This window comes from Enterobacter sp. fkY84-1 (genome assembly GCF_052974705.1).
Map to the genome: position 1 here is coordinate 1,386,808 of NZ_CP169393.1, position 16,511 is coordinate 1,403,318.

Here is a 16,511-nt window from a genome sequence, read left to right on the forward strand (position 1 = left end):
AAGTATTAATGAACGGATTTCGACCAGGTATGGCTGATGCTGCCGTAATCAGTAATAATGGAATACGTCACGTTCGAGCCTCTGACATTACCCGGTATGGCAAAATGCGTTTCTGTTTTTGGAACGGCCCAGGTCGCTTTCGTCACTTTCTGACCATTCAGGGTGACTGCCTGGAAATTCATATAAAACGGCGTGGGGTTATTCACCACCAGCTCGTTACCTTCGCGACGCCATTCAAGCTTATCGGCCACGTCTTCTGGTCTGCCTTTTACCGCAGACGGGCGATACAGCAATTTAATACGGGTATTAATCGCAATTTGCAGCGTATTCACGCCTTCCACCTGCTTTGAGGAAGGGATCGCTTTAATATTCAACCAGTACAGGGATTCCCTGTCTTCAGGCAAATTTCCGCCCGTACGTACCACGCGCAGAACGTTATCTTCTTTCGCATCCAGACGGAAAAGCGGCGGGGTGATGAGGAACGGGGCTTTGGCCAGGTTTTTACCGCCGGAATCAACCCAGGACTGTACCAGATAATCCGTCGCATCTGGATTTGAAAGACCAAGAGATGATTCCTTTTTATCTCCCTGGTAGACCAGACGGGTGCCATTAATAATGACGCCCGCATGTGCAGTGGCGGCTACCAGTAAAAGCGTGCTCAGTAAATAACCGTGGCGCATACAGATTTCTCAATAAATAGATGAGATATTAATGCACGCAAAAGCATTAATATCTCAGGATTGATAAGATCAGTTATAAATAACGGTGAAGGTCGATACAGAGTTAGCAGGGCCTGCGGTGATCGCAGCGCCGGTTTGGATATAACGGGCACCAAATTCCAGATCGTTAACCGCCGTACCGGAGGTTAATTGATACTGCTGCGATGGCGTATACAGGCTGACAGGCTGCTCTGAGGCATCAACCAGCTGAATTGCCACACCGGTCGCCGCATCGCTATCTGGCGTTAAGGCCAGCGTAGCGTTGTTATTCGCATCTGGCGTACCGCCGAAATTAATGGCTGCGGAGGTGACCGTGTCAGGACAATTCGTTAACTGAATATCAAACTTCGTTAATGTGCTGGTAGAGCCAGCACCGGTAAATACCGTTTTAGACACTTTTCCCAGCTGAACATTTAATGGATTACTTAATCCATTCACAACCTGACAAGCAGAATCGATAATTTCACCGGTGAAATTGATCTGACCTTCACCGCTTGTTGCCGCAAACGTGGATGCAGAACATCCCACCGCTGCGGCGATGATTAAACCTAAAGCAACCTTGTTCATAACAAATCCTGATATGTTTCTGGTGAGAGCGTTGCCTGGACGTTTTCACCGTTGACCCTTAATGACTTTCCGCTGGTTATTTAAACAAATAATGGTGCATTAAGAATCTTCTGCAGAAATCACAAATAATTGAAATAATGCTTGAGTTTCTTTTTTATCCTTAAAAACAGAACGTTGATGATGTAGAAAAAAACTAACGTCCGAACGTTTAACAGGGCTATATTGTTACCAGAAGGATATTTTCAGGAGAGATGTCGTGGATTATCGCAAGATTATCAAAGAGGTAGGCAGGGGCAAAAACCACGCCCGCGATCTGGACCATGAAACTGCTCGCGCCCTGTATACCCGAATGCTCGATGGCGAGGTACCTGACCTGGAGATGGGCGGCATACTGATTGCGCTGCGTATCAAAGGCGAAGGCGAAGCGGAGATGCGCGGTTTTTACGAGGCGATGCAGGCGCAAACGCTGCGCCTGACGCCGCCGGTGGCAAAACCGATGCCGATTGTCATCCCGAGCTATAACGGCGCGCGCAAGCAGGCAAACCTCACTCCGCTGCTGGCGATCTTATTGCATAAGCTGGGGTTCCCGGTGGTGGTTCACGGGGTCAGCGAAGATCCCACCCGCGTGTTGACGGAGACCATTTTCGGCATGCTGGGGATTGAGCCAACGCGTCATGCAGGACAGGCGCAGGCGAAGCTGGATGGCCATCAGCCGGTTTACATCCCCGTCGGAGCCCTGTGCCCGCCGCTGGAAAAGCAGCTGGATATGCGCTGGCGCATGGGCGTGCGCAACAGCGCCCACACCCTGGCGAAGCTGGCGACGCCGTTTGCAGAAGATGCCGCATTGCGCCTTTCCAGCGTATCGCACCCGGAATACGTGGGGCGTGTCGGGAAATTTTTTGAGGAGATTGGCGGCAGGGCGCTGCTGATGCACGGTACAGAAGGTGAGGTGTATGCCAATCCACTGCGCTGCCCTCAGCTGATGCTGATCGATTCTGCCGGTACGCGCGCTGTCCTGGCGCGCGGGGAAGAGAATACGGACGTCATTCTCCCTGAAGCGAAAGACCCGCACACCACCGCGCACTGGATTGAACAGTGCCTCGCCGGAAACGTGCCTGTGCCGCAGTCTATTAAGCTGCAGATGGCCTGCTGCCTGCTGGCAACCGGGGAAGTTGATACGGTCGAGGCCGGTCTCAAACGCGTGGACGCGGCGTTTTAGGCAAAAAAAAGCCCGTCCAGTGGCGGACGGGCAAGCAAGGGTAACAAACAACAGGGTCAATGAGGGTTGGAGCAGCTCACCAGAGGGTTTGGCGAGGGGACAGCATTCATTCAGGCGATTATTTGTAGATAACCGCGGTACCGCTCAGCTTGTTATTGCCGTTAGCGGAGGTAATGGTGTATCCGCTTGCACCGGCAGCAGCTGCTTTCTCAGCCAGTTTGGCTTCCAGACCGTCCAGGGTGGTCGCGCCATCAGCACTCACCACACCGACTTTGTTCATGTTCTGTGCCTGAGCAGAAGAGACTGGCTCTACGGCGAAAGCGCCGAAAGACAGAGCGGACAGGGCAACAGCAGCTACAGCATATTTGATGGTTTTCATAAGTAATCTCTCGCAGGTGTTTCTGTTAAGGGGACGATGTTCCGTCGATGTGATGAGTATCACGTTTTTTCTTGAGAGATAAAATCGAAGAGAATTGACGTGGTCAATCAAAAAAATTGAATAACAAATAACTTATTGATTACTAATAAATTCAAAGTGGCGCTTTACACTTCTTGTGGATGCGCTTTACAGAACAAAAATGAAGGGCACATTTTGCTACGCGGTTCGCTAAAAATCGTGAGCGTAAAGGTAAGCGCCCCGGCGGTTAACTTAGGTAAAGGAAAGTCAACGTAACTGGCTATCTTTCGAACCTCTGCGATTATAACCTGAATGTGAAGCATTTTTTGAATCTTTATTCTGCTGACACGTAATGCATAACCTTACGCCTGGCATGGCTTTTCGCCGCGCCTCCGGGATCGGTTCTCCACACTCTTCGCACTCCTCCAGGCTTTCGCCGCGTGGGATTTCACCGCGAGCGCGCGCAACCGCATCTTCAATCGTACTGTTGATCTGTTCGTTTACGGCGTCATCATTCGCCCAACCGGAAGCCATAGCATTCTCCTGAAATGGTGTTATGCCCTGCTTTTAATATGGGGTTAAAAAATGAACAATCAAGGCGAAGAAGAGAGCAAACTGCATCTGGCAGGCAGATGCAGTCATGGGGTGGGGCAGATTATTTATAGATGGTCGCTGTGCCGTACATATGGTTATCTCCGCCAGCGGAATTCACCACGAAGCCTTTTGCACCTTCCTGGCGGGCTTTTTCCGCCAGTTTATTCTGCAGATCGTCCAGGTTACTGGCGCGGCTTACGGAGACGGTGCCTGCAGGCTGAAGCTGGCTGGTGTCGGTACTCTGGGTCAGCGACTGAACGGCCATCGCAGAAAATGACGCGGTCGTCAGGGCGGCGGCGATAACAACAAGGGTCAGGTACTTTTTCATAATCACATCCTCATGAGGAAACAACAGGTGATTCCCCTTAAGTTTAGAAGCCTGACGAGTGTGACTTAGCGCAAATATTTGATGATGATCTGCTTATTTTTTGAACGATAAAAGTTGACATTACGCTGACAGATCATAGACATAAAGGTGTTTGATTTATGGCGGCTTTTTCAGCGCCGCAGAGAAAGATTTACCGTTGGGCCAGCAAAGGGTATCTTACGCCGCTGTTTAAAGGAGAACGCCATGACTTCCCAAAAGCCGGGATTGCACCCACGAAACCGCCACCGCAGCCGCTACGACATGAATGCGTTATGCCTGAGCTGCCCGCCGTTAAAGGACTATATTGTCCAGACCCCCGCGGGTGAACCTTCGGTCAACTTTGCTGACCCCCAGGCGGTTAAAATGTTGAACAAAGCGCTGCTCGCACATTACTACGGTGTGGCGAACTGGGATATTCCGGAAGGCTTTCTCTGTCCACCCGTTCCGGGCCGCGCGGATTACCTTCATCACCTTGCCGATCTTCTGGCTGAAGACCGTGATGGCATTATTCCTCAGCAGGCGACCGTGCTGGATATCGGCACCGGGGCGAACCTGATTTACCCGCTGATCGGCGCGCATGAGTATCACTGGCGCTTTACCGGAAGCGAAATCGGTGCCGAGGCCTTCGCCAGCGCCCAGGCGATTATCAACGCGAACCCGGGATTAAGCCGCGCCATTCGCCTGCGTCGTCAGAAAGAGGCCGCCTCAATCTTCAACGGCATTATTCATAAAAATGAAACCTATGACGCCACGATGTGCAACCCGCCGTTCCACGATTCGGCGGCAGCAGCCCGCGCGGGCAGCGAGCGCAAGCGCCGCAACCTGGGTCAGGCTGAAGACGCCGCGCTGAACTTCGGCGGTCAGCAGCAGGAGCTGTGGTGTGAAGGCGGCGAAGTGGCCTTTATCCTGCGCATGATTGCGGAAAGCAAACAGTTTGGCCGTCAGGTGAAGTGGTTTACGACGCTGGTTTCCCGCGGAGATAACCTGCCGCCACTTTACCGCGCGCTCACCGAAGCGGGCGCGGTGAAAGTAGTGAAAAAAGAGATGGCGCAGGGCCAGAAGCAAAGCCGCTTTATCGCCTGGTCATTTATGGACGATAACAAACGCCGCAAATAGCGCTGCGTCGCAGGCCGGGTCAGGCGAAGCCGCCACCCGGCAATCCGGCTACAGCGTCGGCTCCTGCGGAGGGAGCGGCGCTGCGGGCGGCGGCAGGACCTGATACGTCTGTACCGGCATCCGCACGTTCGCCAGATCGAAGTGCTTTTTCACCATGCTGTCGAGCGCAAAGCGCACCGTCCACTGCTTCAGCGGCTGGGTGGTGAACGACACGCGCAGGGTAAAGGCCGTGTTCGTCAGTCCGACGATACCGGCAAATGACGGCTCGCCAATCACCAGCCCGCGAATATCCTCCATCTGCATCAGCTCTTCTACCGCATCGCGCAGCGCCTGCTTCGCTTTATCGGCATCCTCATGACGATCCACATCGTAGTTCGCCACCACGGAACCAATGCCGCGCACAAAGTTGGCAAAGGTGGTGATCGAAGACCAGGGGATGATGTGGTACGCCCCGGTATCCTGACGCACGCCCACCGAGCGAATCGACATCCGCTCCACCGTGCCGGTCAGCGGCCCGATGGTCACCAGATCGCCCGTGTTCATCCCGTTCTCAAACTGGATAAAGATGCCGGTAATAATATCCTTCACCAGCGTTTGCGACCCGAAGGAGATCGCCAGCCCCAGGGCACCTGCACCGGCCAGCAGCGGGGCGATATTCACCCCGATTTCTGACAGCACAATCATGATGGTGATGGTACTGATGATGACCGCCAGCGCGTTGCGGAACAGCGTCAGCAATGTGCGGGCCCGCGCGCTGGGCAGGGGCCTGCCGTGAATATCCGACACCAGACGGTTCTCGATGAGGCTCGCCAGCAGCGTCCAGCCGACGGCAGAGAAGAACAAAATCAGCGCGATGCGAATCAGAATGTCGACCGTTTTTTCACCTGCGCCGTTATGCAGCCAGTTCCAGAAATCAAACAGGCTCCACGCGTTAAGGAGCAGCATGATCGCCACGCAGACGGTGAGAATGCGCGCCACCTTGAGGGATACCGACATCCAGCCGTTCACCCGTTTTTGCAGTTCCGGGTAATTACGCTGTACCTGCGGCGACAGGGTGATGGTTTTCGAGATCCAGCGCGACAGCAGCCCCGACACAAACGCCGCAATGCCGATAATCGCCAGGCTTTTGAACGTCGCCCCCATCATAAATTTCAGGCTGTTTCCCGGGTCGAACAGCGAGAAGAAGCACAATACGATGAAGTAGGCGCTTGCCAGCCAGTGCCACACCAGGGCGAATGCGCGAATAAACAGGCTGAAGAACGAGAGGGAACGATCGGCCAGATGCAGCAGGCTCTCGGTGATGGTCTTTTTATTGTGGAAGATAAGGTACAGCGACCAGACGGTAATGCAGAGCATGATAATGACGTTTGCCAGCGCGCCAAACTGCACGTTCACCTGGTTGGAGATGATCGGCACGGCAACCAGCAGACCGTAGCCAATCAGCCCGCTGAGCACGCTCAGGCGCAGCGCCCAGTATGTCGCGCTCTCGTCCCGAATGGAGAAGGGACGCAGCGCCGGCACGTGAGGGCAAAAGAGTAACCGCAGCAGCGCCTTGAAGAACTCAATCAGGGCAAAGGCATTCAGGAAAAGCGACTGCTGGAAGGCGATGGTTTTGTTGCCCGCGTTCAGCCTGTCGGCCAGCATCTGGCCTAAGAACAGCGTCAGCGCCAGCAGCAGTAAATCGATGATAAACGCTGAGGCGATCATCAGCGGCAGGTGCAGCCAGCTGCTTTTCTGCTGATTCTTTCTGCGTCCCCATTGCCCCATTTTGCGGTACAGCGGCCACGCGCACAGGCGCACCAGCCAGTAAAAAAGGAAGACTGCACCGGCCAGCATCAGGAACTGCATGGCGGCGGCGGTAAACGTTTGTGGGTTAAACGGCTTATGCGGTGAGCCAATCAGGTTGCGGTAGAGCTGGGCAAAGCGCGAGGAGAGCGCTTCCCCATAGTGGCGGCTCACGTCGGTGACATTTTCCAGCACCGTTTTTTGCTCCTCCTCCTGCGGAGGGGTGAGGGTCGGAACGGTTTCCTGGGGCGGCGTGGCGGCGGCTTTGCGCAACTGCTCGATTAATTCCTTTCGGGAGGTGTCGTTCTCAAGAACGTCGGCAAGCGCGCCGTAAGCCGCTTTCTTCTGTTCAACATCCGGTTCCTGAGGGGGCGTATTTTGCTGGCTGGCGGTTGTTCCGGTGGTCACACCGGGGATCGCGACGGCGAACGATGGCGCACTAAACAGGCTAATCAACAGCAACAGGATCCACGGCACGGCGTCCTCCGGTGAAAATGTCGAACAAAATGATAAGTATAGAAGTCGGGACGCGGAGGGGGATTTTTGGGAACAATCTGGCGTAAAAAAGCCGGGCAGGCCCGGCTTAGCGTAACGCGAGGGATCAGGAGACGTGCTGCAGGAACTCCTGCAAACGCGGGCTCGGCGGGTTCGCAATCAACTCCTGCGGGTTACCGTCTTCCGCGATACGGCCTTTATCAATAAAGATCAGGCGGGACGCCACTTTCTCCGCGAAGCCGATTTCGTGGGTCACGATAACCATCGTCATCCCTTCTTCCGCCAGATCCTGCATGACCTTCAGCACCTCGTGACGCAGCTCCGGGTCGAGTGCGGACGTAGGCTCATCAAACAGCATCAGCTTCGGTTTGACCGCCAGCGCACGGGCAATCGCCACGCGCTGCTGTTGACCACCGGACAGCTCGGAAGGGTAATGATGGGCGCGTTCTGCGAGGCCGACTTTCGCCAGCAGATCTTTCGCCAGCGCTTCTGCCGCCGCTTTGTTGGCACCGCGCACGCGCAGCGGGCCAAACATCACGTTCTCCAGCGCCGTCAGGTGCGGGAACAGGTAGAACTGCTGGAACACCATGCCCGCTTCCTGACGAATCAGACGGTCATCCACTTTCGGGTCATTCACCTTCAGACCGTCGACAATCAGATCGCCGCTGGTGATCTCTTCCAGCTTGTTGATGCAGCGCAGCAGGGTCGACTTACCGGAGCCGGATGGCCCGATAATCACCACCACTTCACCCTGTTTGATGTTCAGATCGATATTGTGCAGCACCTGGGTTGCGCCAAAGTGCTTGGAAACGTTTTTAAATTCAATCACAGGATTTTCATCCTTCTTTCAAGACGACGCAGAACGAAGCTCAGAACCAGAGTAATGATCAGGTAGACAACGGCCACCGCACTCCAGATTTCCAGCGCGCGGAAGTTGCCAGCAATGATCTCCTGCCCCTGACGGGTCAGTTCGGCCACGCCGATAACAATGAACAGCGACGTATCTTTAATGCTGATGATCCACTGGTTACCCAGCGGTGGCAGCATGCGACGCAGCGCCAGCGGCAGAATAACGTGGCGGATCGTTTCGCGACGTGAAAGGCCTAATGCCAGACCGGCTTCACTGAACCCTTTATGAATCGACAGCACCGCACCGCGGGTAATTTCCGCAATGTAGGCGCCCGAGTTGATCATAATGGTGACGACGGCGGCGCTGAACGGGTCGATACGCAGGTCGGTGAATGCCATAGGCAGGGCGAAGTAGATGAACATGACCTGCACGACAATGGGGGTGCCGCGGATCACTTCGATGAAAACCAGTGCGATGTGGTTTGCAATCCAGCCACCGTAGGTGCGGGCGAAACCGGCGACAAGACCGATAATCAACCCGCCAACCAGACCCAGGACCGAAATCCACAGGGTCATTTTAGCGCCTTCAAGCAAGAGTGGAATGGCAGGCCAGATGGCGCTCCAGTCAAACTGCATGATGTATTCCTGTATACCGTGGTGAAAAACGAAAAACGTAGGCCCGGTAAGCGGCAGCGCCACCGGGCGTTACAAACCTGAATTCAGGTGAAATTATTTAGGCTCGGTACCGAACCATTTTTTGTAGATTTCGTTATAGGTGCCGTTCTCTTTCAGCGTTTTCAGCGCGCCGTTAACTTTCGTGCGCAGGTCGTCGCTGCCTTTCGGGAAGGCGATACCGTACTGCTGAGCTTCCAGAGATTCGCCCACAGATTTGAACTTGCCGTTGCCCGCGGTTTTGATGAAGTACAGGATGTTTGGCGTGTCGTGCAGCACTGCGTCAGCGCGGCCGGTACCCAGCTCCATGTACGCATTGTCGATGTTCGGGAACTGGCGCAGGTCTTTGGTTTTGATATTCGCTTTCGCGTAATCAACTGACCCGGTGCCGCTCTTCACTGCCACCACTTTGCCGTCGAGATCTTTCACGCTTTTTACGTCGTTATTATCGGCTTTGACCATCACCAGCAGGCCGCTTTTGTAGTAGCCGTCAGAGAAGTCGATCGCTTTTTTACGCTCGTCGGTAATGGTGATACCCGCCAGCGCCAGATCAACGTTCTTGGTTTGCAGTGCCGGGATGATGCCGCTGAAGTCCATCGGCTTCAGGGTGTAATCCAGCTTGAGTTCTTTTGCGACTGCGGCCCACAGATCCACATCAAAACCAACGTATTTATCACCCTGTTTGAATTCAAACGGAACGAACGCCGTGTCGGTCGCCACAACCAGTTTGTCGGCAGCCTGAGAGGACACCGCAAAAGCCAGGGTAAGTGCAGCCAGTGAAACTTTTAATACAGACTTCATAGCATTTCCTTTTATATCCACGGGGCGATCCCCTGCGAGAACAGGTGGCACAATGAAAAAATCGTGCCAACTTTACAAGCTGTTGTTTTGCAAAGGGGATGATGTCATGCATTGCACAATAAATGGGGCAATGAGGTTTTATTGCACCAAAGTGGAGCACTGTTTTGGTGCGCTTCGTTTGGCTTAACTGACAGGGAGATATTTAGCGTAAATTCTGACGAAAAAACAATCTTCCGTTAACGGTTGTGTGAGGTGATTATTACAATTTCTTCACTTTTGCACGTTCTCAGGCAAAAAACGTGCACCATAGATGTGCAAAACCCTCACCGGAAGGCGAGGGTTTGATAGAAAATTCGTATGAATTATTCGATGTTAGATTCGATGAACCACAGGAACTGATCCAGATCGCGGGACGCGGCGGTGAAGATGTCTGCGGTATCTTCGTCTTTCGCTTCGCTAATCGCTTTGCGCACATCGTTCGCCACAATCGCGTAGCGGTCCGCCAGCTCTTTCAGGTGATCCTGAACGGTATGGATATCCAGCGGATAGCTTTTCAGCGGGGTTTTGCTGTTGATCACCTGTGTGGTACCCAGCGCCACGCCGCCTAACTGAACGGCACGTTCAGCCATCGTATCGAGGTGGGTAACCAGTGCTGTGCGGAAGCCATCCAGCATTTCATGAACGGCAATAAAGTTTGCACCGCGCATATTCCAGTGGGCCTGTTTGGTGATCAGCGAAAGATCGATGAACTGGATCACCTGGCGATTCAGCAACTCAATGGTCGCTTTTTTGTCGCTGTCCGATACATCGTTACGGGTATAAAGCAGATTAGACGCTTTCGTTTTCACCAGTTTAGCGGTACTCATAATCTCATATCCTCTTGATGTTTATGTCCCAGGTAATTACGGAACTAAGTATAGCACCGGATTTTTTCTCTGCGGTTTGGCTGTGCCTATCGGTTTAATAGCGAGAAGGGGGTTGAGAAATTAATGTATTGAAAATATTGAATAATTTTTAAATTGATACAGATCAATCTTAATTGCTGAATGAGGAAGTCAGCGCAGAGGGATATTTAGCTGGCAGGAATCAGAGTGTAAGAAATTATAACGACTGTCTTTTTGGCCTTTATTCTGCATGGCGTGGAAGCCATGCAGAATATATGGCCTTAGTTGATATCCACTTTCTCAACTTTAGGTTCGGGGCGCATGGTGAGCGTCGATCCCATTGATGCTGCGATTATCGAGCAGAGCGCCAGCGTTTGGGTCAATGTCAGGGTTTCACCGAGAAACACCATCCCGGAAATGGCTGCAAGCGCAGGCTCCATGCTCATCAGGGTGCCAAATATGCGCGTCGGCAGACGCGTAAGGGCAATCATCTCCAGAGAGTAGGGGAGTGCGGTAGAGAGAATCGCAACCGCCAGCCCGATGGGCATGACGGACCATTGCCAGATCGATTCTGTCGCCTGCGCCATGCCGATGGGCACAAACACGATGGCCGCAATCAGGGAACCCAGCGCCACCGTTGCCGGTCCGTGCTCTTCCCCTGCGCGCTGGCCGGTAAGGATATAGACAGCCCAGCAGGCACCTGCGCCCAGCGCCAGCGCTGCGCCCGTCAGGTCAATCTCAGAAACACTCTGGCCCAGCGGCAGCAGGAACCATAAGCCCAGTACGGCCAACACAACCCAGATAAAATCGACCGGACGTCGGGAGGAGAACAGCGCCACCGCCAGCGGGCCGGTAAACTCCAGCGCGACGGCAATACCCAGCGGTATCGTCTGGATGGAGAGATAGAACAGGTAGTTCATCGCCCCCAGGGAGAGTCCATAAAACAGCAGCGGTAAACGCTGCTCCTTTTTAAAGCGCAGTCGCCACGGTTTAAAAATGACCACCAGTATCGCCGTGCCCAGAACAATACGCAGGGCGGTCACCCCGGGCGCGCCAACCAGTGGAAAAAGCGATTTTGCCAGCGAGGCGCCGCTTTGAATGGACAACATGGCAATGAGTATGACTGCAACCGGCAACCAGACCGACGACGTGCGGGATAACCCAGGCATCCTTTCTCCTGTCAGCTTATGTCAAATGAGGTAAAGGTTGCAGTGTAAAGGAAATATGCGGCGACGGTTGAGGCGCTGTTGAAAAAAAAGCAGGTGAAATCCGTAAAATGGATAAGCGCTGGTGGATTTATCGCCTGTCAGATTAGGAATAATCTGGATGAATGTAACGGCGCAGACGCGCACTATGCGCATTTAGTAGTGAAAATTGCATGTGATTTGAAAGAGATAGCTTACGCTGGAAACGTTCTGTTACAGGAAAGGCTTCATTAGACATCACGAATCACAAAGAGTTTCGCAAATTTTTTTGATATATTTAAAACTTACGGACTTACTTGGATCACATTTGAGGTGGTTATGAAAAAAATTGCATGTCTTTCAGCACTGGCCGCTGTACTGGCTGTTTCCGCAGGTACCGCTGTAGCTGCTACTTCTACTGTTACTGGTGGTTACGCTCAGAGCGACTATCAGGGCGTGATGAACAAAGCTAACGGTTTCAACCTGAAGTATCGTTACGAGCAGGATAACAACCCACTGGGCGTGATCGGTTCTTTCACCTACACCGAGAAAGATCGTTCTGAAAACGGCGCATACAACAAAGGCCAGTACTACGGTATCACTGCTGGTCCAGCTTACCGTCTGAACGACTGGGCAAGCATCTACGGTGTTGTAGGTGTTGGCTACGGTAAATTCCAGCAGACCGAAAACGAAGGTCTGAACCGCACTGCAAGCAACAGCGACTACGGCTTCTCCTATGGCGCAGGCCTGCAGTTCAACCCAATCCAGGACGTTGCTCTGGACTTTTCCTATGAGCAGAGCCGTATCCGCAACGTTGACGTTGGCACCTGGATCGCGGGCGTAGGTTACCGCTTCTAATCACTTCGGTGATTAAATAAAAAATCCGCCCACTGTGGCGGATTTTTTTTGTCGAAGATAAAAGCAAAACGGCAACCTGAGGTTGCCGTTTTGAGTGTTGGTTCCCTCTCCCCGTGGGAGAGGGCATCGGTCCGCACGAGACGGCAATTACTTATTCTTAATATCAAAAATATCCGTACCCAGATGGTTGTAGTCAACTTTCTGTAACTTGAAGTTGGTAACGTACACTTGGGGAGCTTTCTTGTTAGAGACAAACGGGTAAGCGTTTTTTATCTGCCCGGCGGTAATCCCCGTCCACTGCGAGAAAAACTGCAGGAAATCATTTGCTGAACGACGTGCTTTAATAACGCGATGCGTTTTATCGTCACTCGACAGCACCATAAACGGCACCTGGAAGTTCTGCTGGAACTTGTCATCGTGCGCCAGGTACTGCACCTCTTTGCCGCGCTCCTTAAACGCCAGCCCGTGATCCGAGAAATAGACCAGGGAGAAGCTGTCGCCCGTATTGCGCAACTGATCGTACAGCTTGCTCAGCAGGTCGTCGGTTTGCGTCATGGTGTAGAGATAGCAGGAGGTCTCTTTGGACTGCACGAACTCCGCGTACTTCCCGCCGGTCCGATCGCAGGCCTGCGGGTGCGATCCCATCAGGTGCAGGACGATCAGCTGAGGCTGGGTGCGCGGGGTGGCGAAGACCTGTGCCGTCATTTTCAACAGCGCTTCGTCCTTGGTATTTTTGTCGGCTTCAAAGTCGCCATTTTTCAGGAACTGCACTTCGTCAGCCCGTTTGGCGATGCTGGCGATGGCCGTATCGTATTCGCCAATTTGCCCCTGATTAGAGAACCACCACGTCTGAAAACCTGCGCGGTTTGCCAGGGTGACGAAATTATCCTGATACTGCGGTTTGCCATCCACCACCCGGTTAAGGGTCAGGCCGAGCGATTTCTGCGTTGAGCCGCTGGCCGCGACATAATCGGTAAACAGGGTGCCTTTGACCGAACTCGCGAACGGAGTGTTGTCCCAGTGGCCGCCAAACGCCCCCATTGCATCGCGACGTGCGCTTTCGCCAATCACCACCACATAGGTGTGATATTTCGGCTTAACGGCCAGCACGTTCCAGGTGTCTTTCATATTGGAAAGCTCAGCCATGCGGGCCTGTTCGTCGAGAACCTCTTTATTATTTACCACGACGTCTTTCACGAAGCGGAAAACCGGATAGCCGATGTTAATAAGTCTTAGCTTACCGTCCCAGGGAATATTCTGGATGGGGGCGACAAACGCCACGGCAACGCTGAATACCAGACAGAGTATGTCGATCTTACCCCAGGATTTTTTCTCGCCCGGCTGACGGCGAATGGCGATAACGCCCAGCGCGAAGATAAAGAGCCCGACCACGTAGCTGTACCACGGGAAGATCGTCAGGATCTCCGTCGACTCTTCCATATTGGTCGAGTGCAGCGCCAGCAGGGTATTAAAGTTTGGCGAGCCGTAGGCCTGACCAAACGGGAAATAGAGTGCCGCAACCAGCGAACAGATGCCGATTAATGCTTTTTGCGCGCGCGGCGCGGCTCGCCACAGCACATGCAGAATGCAGGTGAAGGCCACCGCGTAGAGCAGACTAAAGGGATAACCGAGCGCAAAGTTAATCAGTAATGACTGCAAAAAGTAAAACCCCGTCCACGGGCTTAAGGCCCGGCTGCGGGTCACAACGGTATCTATCAGGGTTAAATTCATAGGTCACTATCATGGATGAAAACGCCATGTGCTCACCCTGGCGTCAAGGGTCATAACCTGCCTGACAGTGCGTGGAGAGGGAATGAGGGTCCGCTTCAGCGAGCCGCAAATTGTGCAGGGCTGCAAGAAGATAGTGCGAGCGCTAAATAATATCAACAGTTGCTAAGCAGATGTTTTGCGAAGGGGATTGCAAATCCGTAAAAAAGATCGGGAATAGGGCGGCTGGAAGCCAGTTTATAGCGAAAATGTGACGGGAAAATGAAGCGGCGTACCGCGACGCCGCTTAGTGGGAAGGTTTGTCATCCTGATGCGGTTTGCCGTTAAACATATCGCACAGCATGTTCAGCAGCATTAAGCGCACTTTAAAGGGTGAGTGGGTAAACACGGTCATGCACCTCTTGAATTCGTTCATAAGACCTCCTGATTTTTGATCCCTTCGATCCGTGAAGGGTGACTGCATTACATACAGATATAGCACAGGCTATATTGTATAGCTATGGCTATTTCGTTAATTTTTTGTGCTTGTGGAGGGATGGTTTACAATGTGCGCTCTCGATACCGGGCGCTGGAAGCGTCATCCCACTGAGGAAGTACAATGAACCGTCGCGCAGGTAAGCCAACCATTAAAAAAACGACGCAACTGGTGAATGTTGAAGAGCATGTCGAAGGTTTTCGCCAGGTCCGTGAAGCGCACCGGCGTGAACTGATTGATGATTATGTTGAACTCATTTCCGATCTGATTCGTGAGGTCGGGGAAGCGCGTCAGGTCGATATGGCCGCCAGGCTGGGGGTATCGCAGCCAACTGTCGCAAAAATGTTAAAACGTCTCGCCTCCGTGGGCCTAATCGAAATGATTCCCTGGCGCGGGGTCTTTCTGACGCCAGAAGGGGAGAAACTCGCGCAGGAGAGCCGCGAGCGCCACCAGCTTGTCGAGAATTTTTTGCTGGTGCTGGGCGTCAGCCCGGAGATTGCCCGCCGGGATGCGGAAGGAATGGAACACCACGTTAGCGAAGAGACGCTGGTGAAGTTTCGTGAGTTTACGCTTAAATATGGTCCCTCCGCTGAATGAAAATCCCTGGACTGCAGGCCCTGGCACGCGATCGTTTCTTCCATCTCTTATTACTCATTGGCGCAGGGTTAAGCCTCTTTGTGCCGTTTGCGCCGCAGGCCTGGCCCGCTGCCATTGACTGGCGCACCATCATTACCCTGAGCGGCCTGATGATGCTCACCAAAGGGGTCGAGCTGAGCGGCTATTTTGACGTGCTGGGCCGTAAAATGGTGCGCCGCTTTGCCACCGAGCGCAGGCTGTCCCTGTTTATGGTGTTTTCCGCCGCGGTGCTGTCGACGTTTCTGACCAACGACGTGGCGCTGTTCATCATCGTGCCCCTCACCCTCACGCTGCGTAAGCTTTGCGAGATCCCGGTCAGCCGGCTGATCATCTTTGAAGCGCTCGCCGTTAACGCCGGTTCTCTGTTAACGCCTATCGGCAACCCGCAAAATATCCTCCTCTGGGGACGTTCCGGGCTGTCGTTCGCCGCCTTTACCTGGCAGATGGCGCCGCTGGCGCTGGTGATGATGCTGTCGCTGATGGCGGTGTGCTGGTTTGCGTTTCCGGATAAAAAACTGCAATACCACAGCGGCACCACGGGCCCGCAGTGGCAGCCGCGTCTGGTCTGGAGCTGTCTCGGGTTATACATCGTCTTTCTGTTCGCGCTCGAGCTGAAGTATGAGCTGGCGGGTGTCCTGCTGGTCGCCGCAGGCTTTGTCGTCCTGGCGCGGCGCGTGCTGGTCAGCGTGGACTGGACGCTGCTGCTGGTCTTTATGGTGATGTTTATTGATGTGCATCTTCTCATCCAGCTTCCGGTGCTGCAGAACGTGCTGCACAGCGTCAGCACGCTGTCTCAGCCGGGACTGTGGCTGACGGCGATTGGCCTGTCGCAGTTTATCAGCAACGTGCCGTCCACCATTCTGCTGCTCAACTATGTTCCGCCGGACACGCTGCTGGCCTGGGCGGTGAATATCGGCGGGTTTGGGCTGTTGCCCGGCTCGCTGGCCAACCTGATTGCCCTGCGCATGGCCAACGACCGTCGTATCTGGTGGCGCTTCCATCTCTGGTCGATACCGATGCTGGTTTGGGCCGCGGCGATCGGTTTCGGAATATTCCTTCTCATATAGTGCGCAATTTGTCAGTTTTTCCTGGCAAACGTATAGCAACGTCCTAGCTTTAGTGAACGGCATAGTGTGATGCCGCTCACTGACAGGACCGTTGCTGA

The 16,511-nt window shown here is 53.6% G+C and carries 18 protein-coding genes; 5 read left to right on the top strand and 13 right to left on the bottom strand.

The features are described from left to right. Window positions 1–5: 5 nt before the first annotated feature. Both ACEPLT_RS06515 and ACEPLT_RS06520 read right to left on the bottom strand, forming a co-directional pair. The gene (locus ACEPLT_RS06515; protein ID WP_008501161.1) at window positions 6–680 is read right to left on the bottom strand and encodes a fimbrial biogenesis chaperone; all 675 of its coding nucleotides are present in this window, start codon (window positions 678–680) and stop codon (window positions 6–8) included. A 69-nt stretch (window positions 681–749) separates the two neighbouring features. Continuing rightward, window positions 750–1,286 carry a fimbrial protein gene (locus tag ACEPLT_RS06520; protein ID WP_447088338.1) on the bottom strand — a complete coding sequence of 179 codons (537 nt, stop codon included), beginning with the start codon at window positions 1,284–1,286 and terminating at the stop codon, window positions 750–752. Between the two features lie 256 nt (window positions 1,287–1,542). Between ACEPLT_RS06520 and ybiB the strand changes: the two genes are divergently transcribed. Beyond that, window positions 1,543–2,505: a DNA-binding protein YbiB gene (ybiB, locus tag ACEPLT_RS06525; RefSeq protein WP_008501163.1), complete on the top strand. Its 963-nt coding sequence runs from the start codon at window positions 1,543–1,545 to the stop codon at window positions 2,503–2,505. A gap of 118 nt (window positions 2,506–2,623) precedes the next feature. Here the strand turns inward: ybiB and ybiJ are convergent, their stop codons facing one another. From ybiJ to mcbA, 3 genes are all read right to left on the bottom strand, one after another. Then, window positions 2,624–2,884 carry a DUF1471 family protein YbiJ gene (ybiJ, locus tag ACEPLT_RS06530; RefSeq protein WP_013097471.1) on the bottom strand — a complete coding sequence of 87 codons (261 nt, stop codon included), beginning with the start codon at window positions 2,882–2,884 and terminating at the stop codon, window positions 2,624–2,626. Between the two features lie 285 nt (window positions 2,885–3,169). Further along, complete coding sequence (locus ACEPLT_RS06535; RefSeq protein ID WP_021240978.1) at window positions 3,170–3,436, bottom strand: DksA/TraR family C4-type zinc finger protein; 267 nt, start codon at window positions 3,434–3,436, stop codon at window positions 3,170–3,172. 121 nt (window positions 3,437–3,557) lie between these two features. Further along, a complete protein-coding gene (mcbA, locus tag ACEPLT_RS06540) occupies window positions 3,558–3,824 on the bottom strand; it encodes a DUF1471 family periplasmic protein McbA (RefSeq protein WP_021240977.1) in 267 nt (88 codons plus the stop codon). A 243-nt stretch (window positions 3,825–4,067) separates the two neighbouring features. On the opposite strand from mcbA, the gene rlmF reads away from it, so the two are divergent. Continuing rightward, on the top strand, window positions 4,068–4,979 hold the full coding sequence (gene rlmF, locus ACEPLT_RS06545) for a 23S rRNA (adenine(1618)-N(6))-methyltransferase RlmF (RefSeq protein ID WP_008501167.1): 912 nt from the start codon (window positions 4,068–4,070) through the stop codon (window positions 4,977–4,979). 48 nt (window positions 4,980–5,027) lie between these two features. On the opposite strand, the gene ybiO is transcribed toward rlmF, so the two are convergent. The 6 genes from ybiO to rhtA form a co-directional block, all read right to left on the bottom strand. Continuing rightward, complete coding sequence (gene ybiO / locus ACEPLT_RS06550) at window positions 5,028–7,241, bottom strand: mechanosensitive channel protein (RefSeq protein ID WP_021240974.1); 2,214 nt, start codon at window positions 7,239–7,241, stop codon at window positions 5,028–5,030. A gap of 124 nt (window positions 7,242–7,365) precedes the next feature. Then, window positions 7,366–8,088, bottom strand: a complete 723-nt coding sequence (gene glnQ / locus ACEPLT_RS06555) for a glutamine ABC transporter ATP-binding protein GlnQ (RefSeq protein ID WP_232928197.1) — start codon at window positions 8,086–8,088, stop codon at window positions 7,366–7,368. Further along, window positions 8,085–8,744 (bottom strand): glutamine ABC transporter permease GlnP, encoded by a 660-nt coding sequence (gene glnP / locus ACEPLT_RS06560; protein WP_003858462.1) that lies wholly within the window; start codon window positions 8,742–8,744, stop codon window positions 8,085–8,087. The genes glnQ and glnP overlap by 4 nt, the downstream gene beginning before the upstream one ends. 93 nt (window positions 8,745–8,837) lie before the next feature. Continuing rightward, on the bottom strand, window positions 8,838–9,581 hold the full coding sequence (gene glnH / locus ACEPLT_RS06565; protein ID WP_008501170.1) for a glutamine ABC transporter substrate-binding protein GlnH: 744 nt from the start codon (window positions 9,579–9,581) through the stop codon (window positions 8,838–8,840). A 362-nt stretch (window positions 9,582–9,943) separates the two neighbouring features. Beyond that, on the bottom strand, window positions 9,944–10,447 hold the full coding sequence (gene dps, locus ACEPLT_RS06570) for a DNA starvation/stationary phase protection protein Dps (RefSeq protein WP_008501171.1): 504 nt from the start codon (window positions 10,445–10,447) through the stop codon (window positions 9,944–9,946). Window positions 10,448–10,746: 299 nt separating this feature from the next. Then, window positions 10,747–11,634, bottom strand: a complete 888-nt coding sequence (rhtA, locus tag ACEPLT_RS06575) for a threonine/homoserine exporter RhtA (RefSeq protein ID WP_008501172.1) — start codon at window positions 11,632–11,634, stop codon at window positions 10,747–10,749. A 354-nt stretch (window positions 11,635–11,988) separates the two neighbouring features. On the opposite strand from rhtA, the gene ompX reads away from it, so the two are divergent. Further along, entirely contained in the window at window positions 11,989–12,507 is a 519-nt protein-coding gene (gene ompX, locus ACEPLT_RS06580) for an outer membrane protein OmpX (protein ID WP_008501173.1), read from the top strand. A 147-nt stretch (window positions 12,508–12,654) separates the two neighbouring features. On the opposite strand, the gene ACEPLT_RS06585 is transcribed toward ompX, so the two are convergent. Both ACEPLT_RS06585 and mntS read right to left on the bottom strand, forming a co-directional pair. Then, window positions 12,655–14,238, bottom strand: coding sequence for a phosphoethanolamine transferase (locus ACEPLT_RS06585; protein ID WP_032674422.1), 1,584 nt, complete (start codon window positions 14,236–14,238; stop codon window positions 12,655–12,657). A gap of 283 nt (window positions 14,239–14,521) precedes the next feature. Continuing rightward, entirely contained in the window at window positions 14,522–14,650 is a 129-nt protein-coding gene (gene mntS, locus ACEPLT_RS06590; RefSeq protein WP_008501175.1) for a manganase accumulation protein MntS, read from the bottom strand. Between the two features lie 183 nt (window positions 14,651–14,833). Between mntS and mntR the strand changes: the two genes are divergently transcribed. Together mntR and ACEPLT_RS06600 are read left to right on the top strand one after the other, a co-directional pair. Next, a complete protein-coding gene (gene mntR, locus ACEPLT_RS06595; RefSeq protein WP_008501176.1) occupies window positions 14,834–15,307 on the top strand; it encodes a manganese-binding transcriptional regulator MntR in 474 nt (157 codons plus the stop codon). Then, window positions 15,304–16,413, top strand: coding sequence for an anion transporter (locus ACEPLT_RS06600; RefSeq protein ID WP_032674423.1), 1,110 nt, complete (start codon window positions 15,304–15,306; stop codon window positions 16,411–16,413). Before mntR ends, ACEPLT_RS06600 begins: the two co-directional genes overlap by 4 nt. The last annotated feature ends 98 nt before the right edge of the window (window positions 16,414–16,511 follow it).

What these genes read in the sequence shown, in the direction of transcription:
- dps (WP_008501171.1), bottom strand. Translation starts at nt 10,447, where the DNA reads ATGAGTACCGCTAAACTGGTGAAAACGAAAGCGTCTAATCTGCTTTAT.
- ACEPLT_RS06600 (WP_032674423.1), top strand. Translation starts at nt 15,304, where the DNA reads ATGAAAATCCCTGGACTGCAGGCCCTGGCACGCGATCGTTTCTTCCAT.
- mcbA (WP_021240977.1), bottom strand. Translation starts at nt 3,824, where the DNA reads ATGAAAAAGTACCTGACCCTTGTTGTTATCGCCGCCGCCCTGACGACC.
- ompX (WP_008501173.1), top strand. Translation starts at nt 11,989, where the DNA reads ATGAAAAAAATTGCATGTCTTTCAGCACTGGCCGCTGTACTGGCTGTT.
- ACEPLT_RS06520 (WP_447088338.1), bottom strand. Translation starts at nt 1,286, where the DNA reads ATGAACAAGGTTGCTTTAGGTTTAATCATCGCCGCAGCGGTGGGATGT.
- glnP (WP_003858462.1), bottom strand. Translation starts at nt 8,744, where the DNA reads ATGCAGTTTGACTGGAGCGCCATCTGGCCTGCCATTCCACTCTTGCTT.
- rhtA (WP_008501172.1), bottom strand. Translation starts at nt 11,634, where the DNA reads ATGCCTGGGTTATCCCGCACGTCGTCGGTCTGGTTGCCGGTTGCAGTC.
- mntS (WP_008501175.1), bottom strand. Translation starts at nt 14,650, where the DNA reads ATGAACGAATTCAAGAGGTGCATGACCGTGTTTACCCACTCACCCTTT.
- ACEPLT_RS06585 (WP_032674422.1), bottom strand. Translation starts at nt 14,238, where the DNA reads ATGAATTTAACCCTGATAGATACCGTTGTGACCCGCAGCCGGGCCTTA.
- ACEPLT_RS06515 (WP_008501161.1), bottom strand. Translation starts at nt 680, where the DNA reads ATGCGCCACGGTTATTTACTGAGCACGCTTTTACTGGTAGCCGCCACT.
- ybiJ (WP_013097471.1), bottom strand. Translation starts at nt 2,884, where the DNA reads ATGAAAACCATCAAATATGCTGTAGCTGCTGTTGCCCTGTCCGCTCTG.
- ACEPLT_RS06535 (WP_021240978.1), bottom strand. Translation starts at nt 3,436, where the DNA reads ATGGCTTCCGGTTGGGCGAATGATGACGCCGTAAACGAACAGATCAAC.
- rlmF (WP_008501167.1), top strand. Translation starts at nt 4,068, where the DNA reads ATGACTTCCCAAAAGCCGGGATTGCACCCACGAAACCGCCACCGCAGC.
- glnH (WP_008501170.1), bottom strand. Translation starts at nt 9,581, where the DNA reads ATGAAGTCTGTATTAAAAGTTTCACTGGCTGCACTTACCCTGGCTTTT.
- mntR (WP_008501176.1), top strand. Translation starts at nt 14,834, where the DNA reads ATGAACCGTCGCGCAGGTAAGCCAACCATTAAAAAAACGACGCAACTG.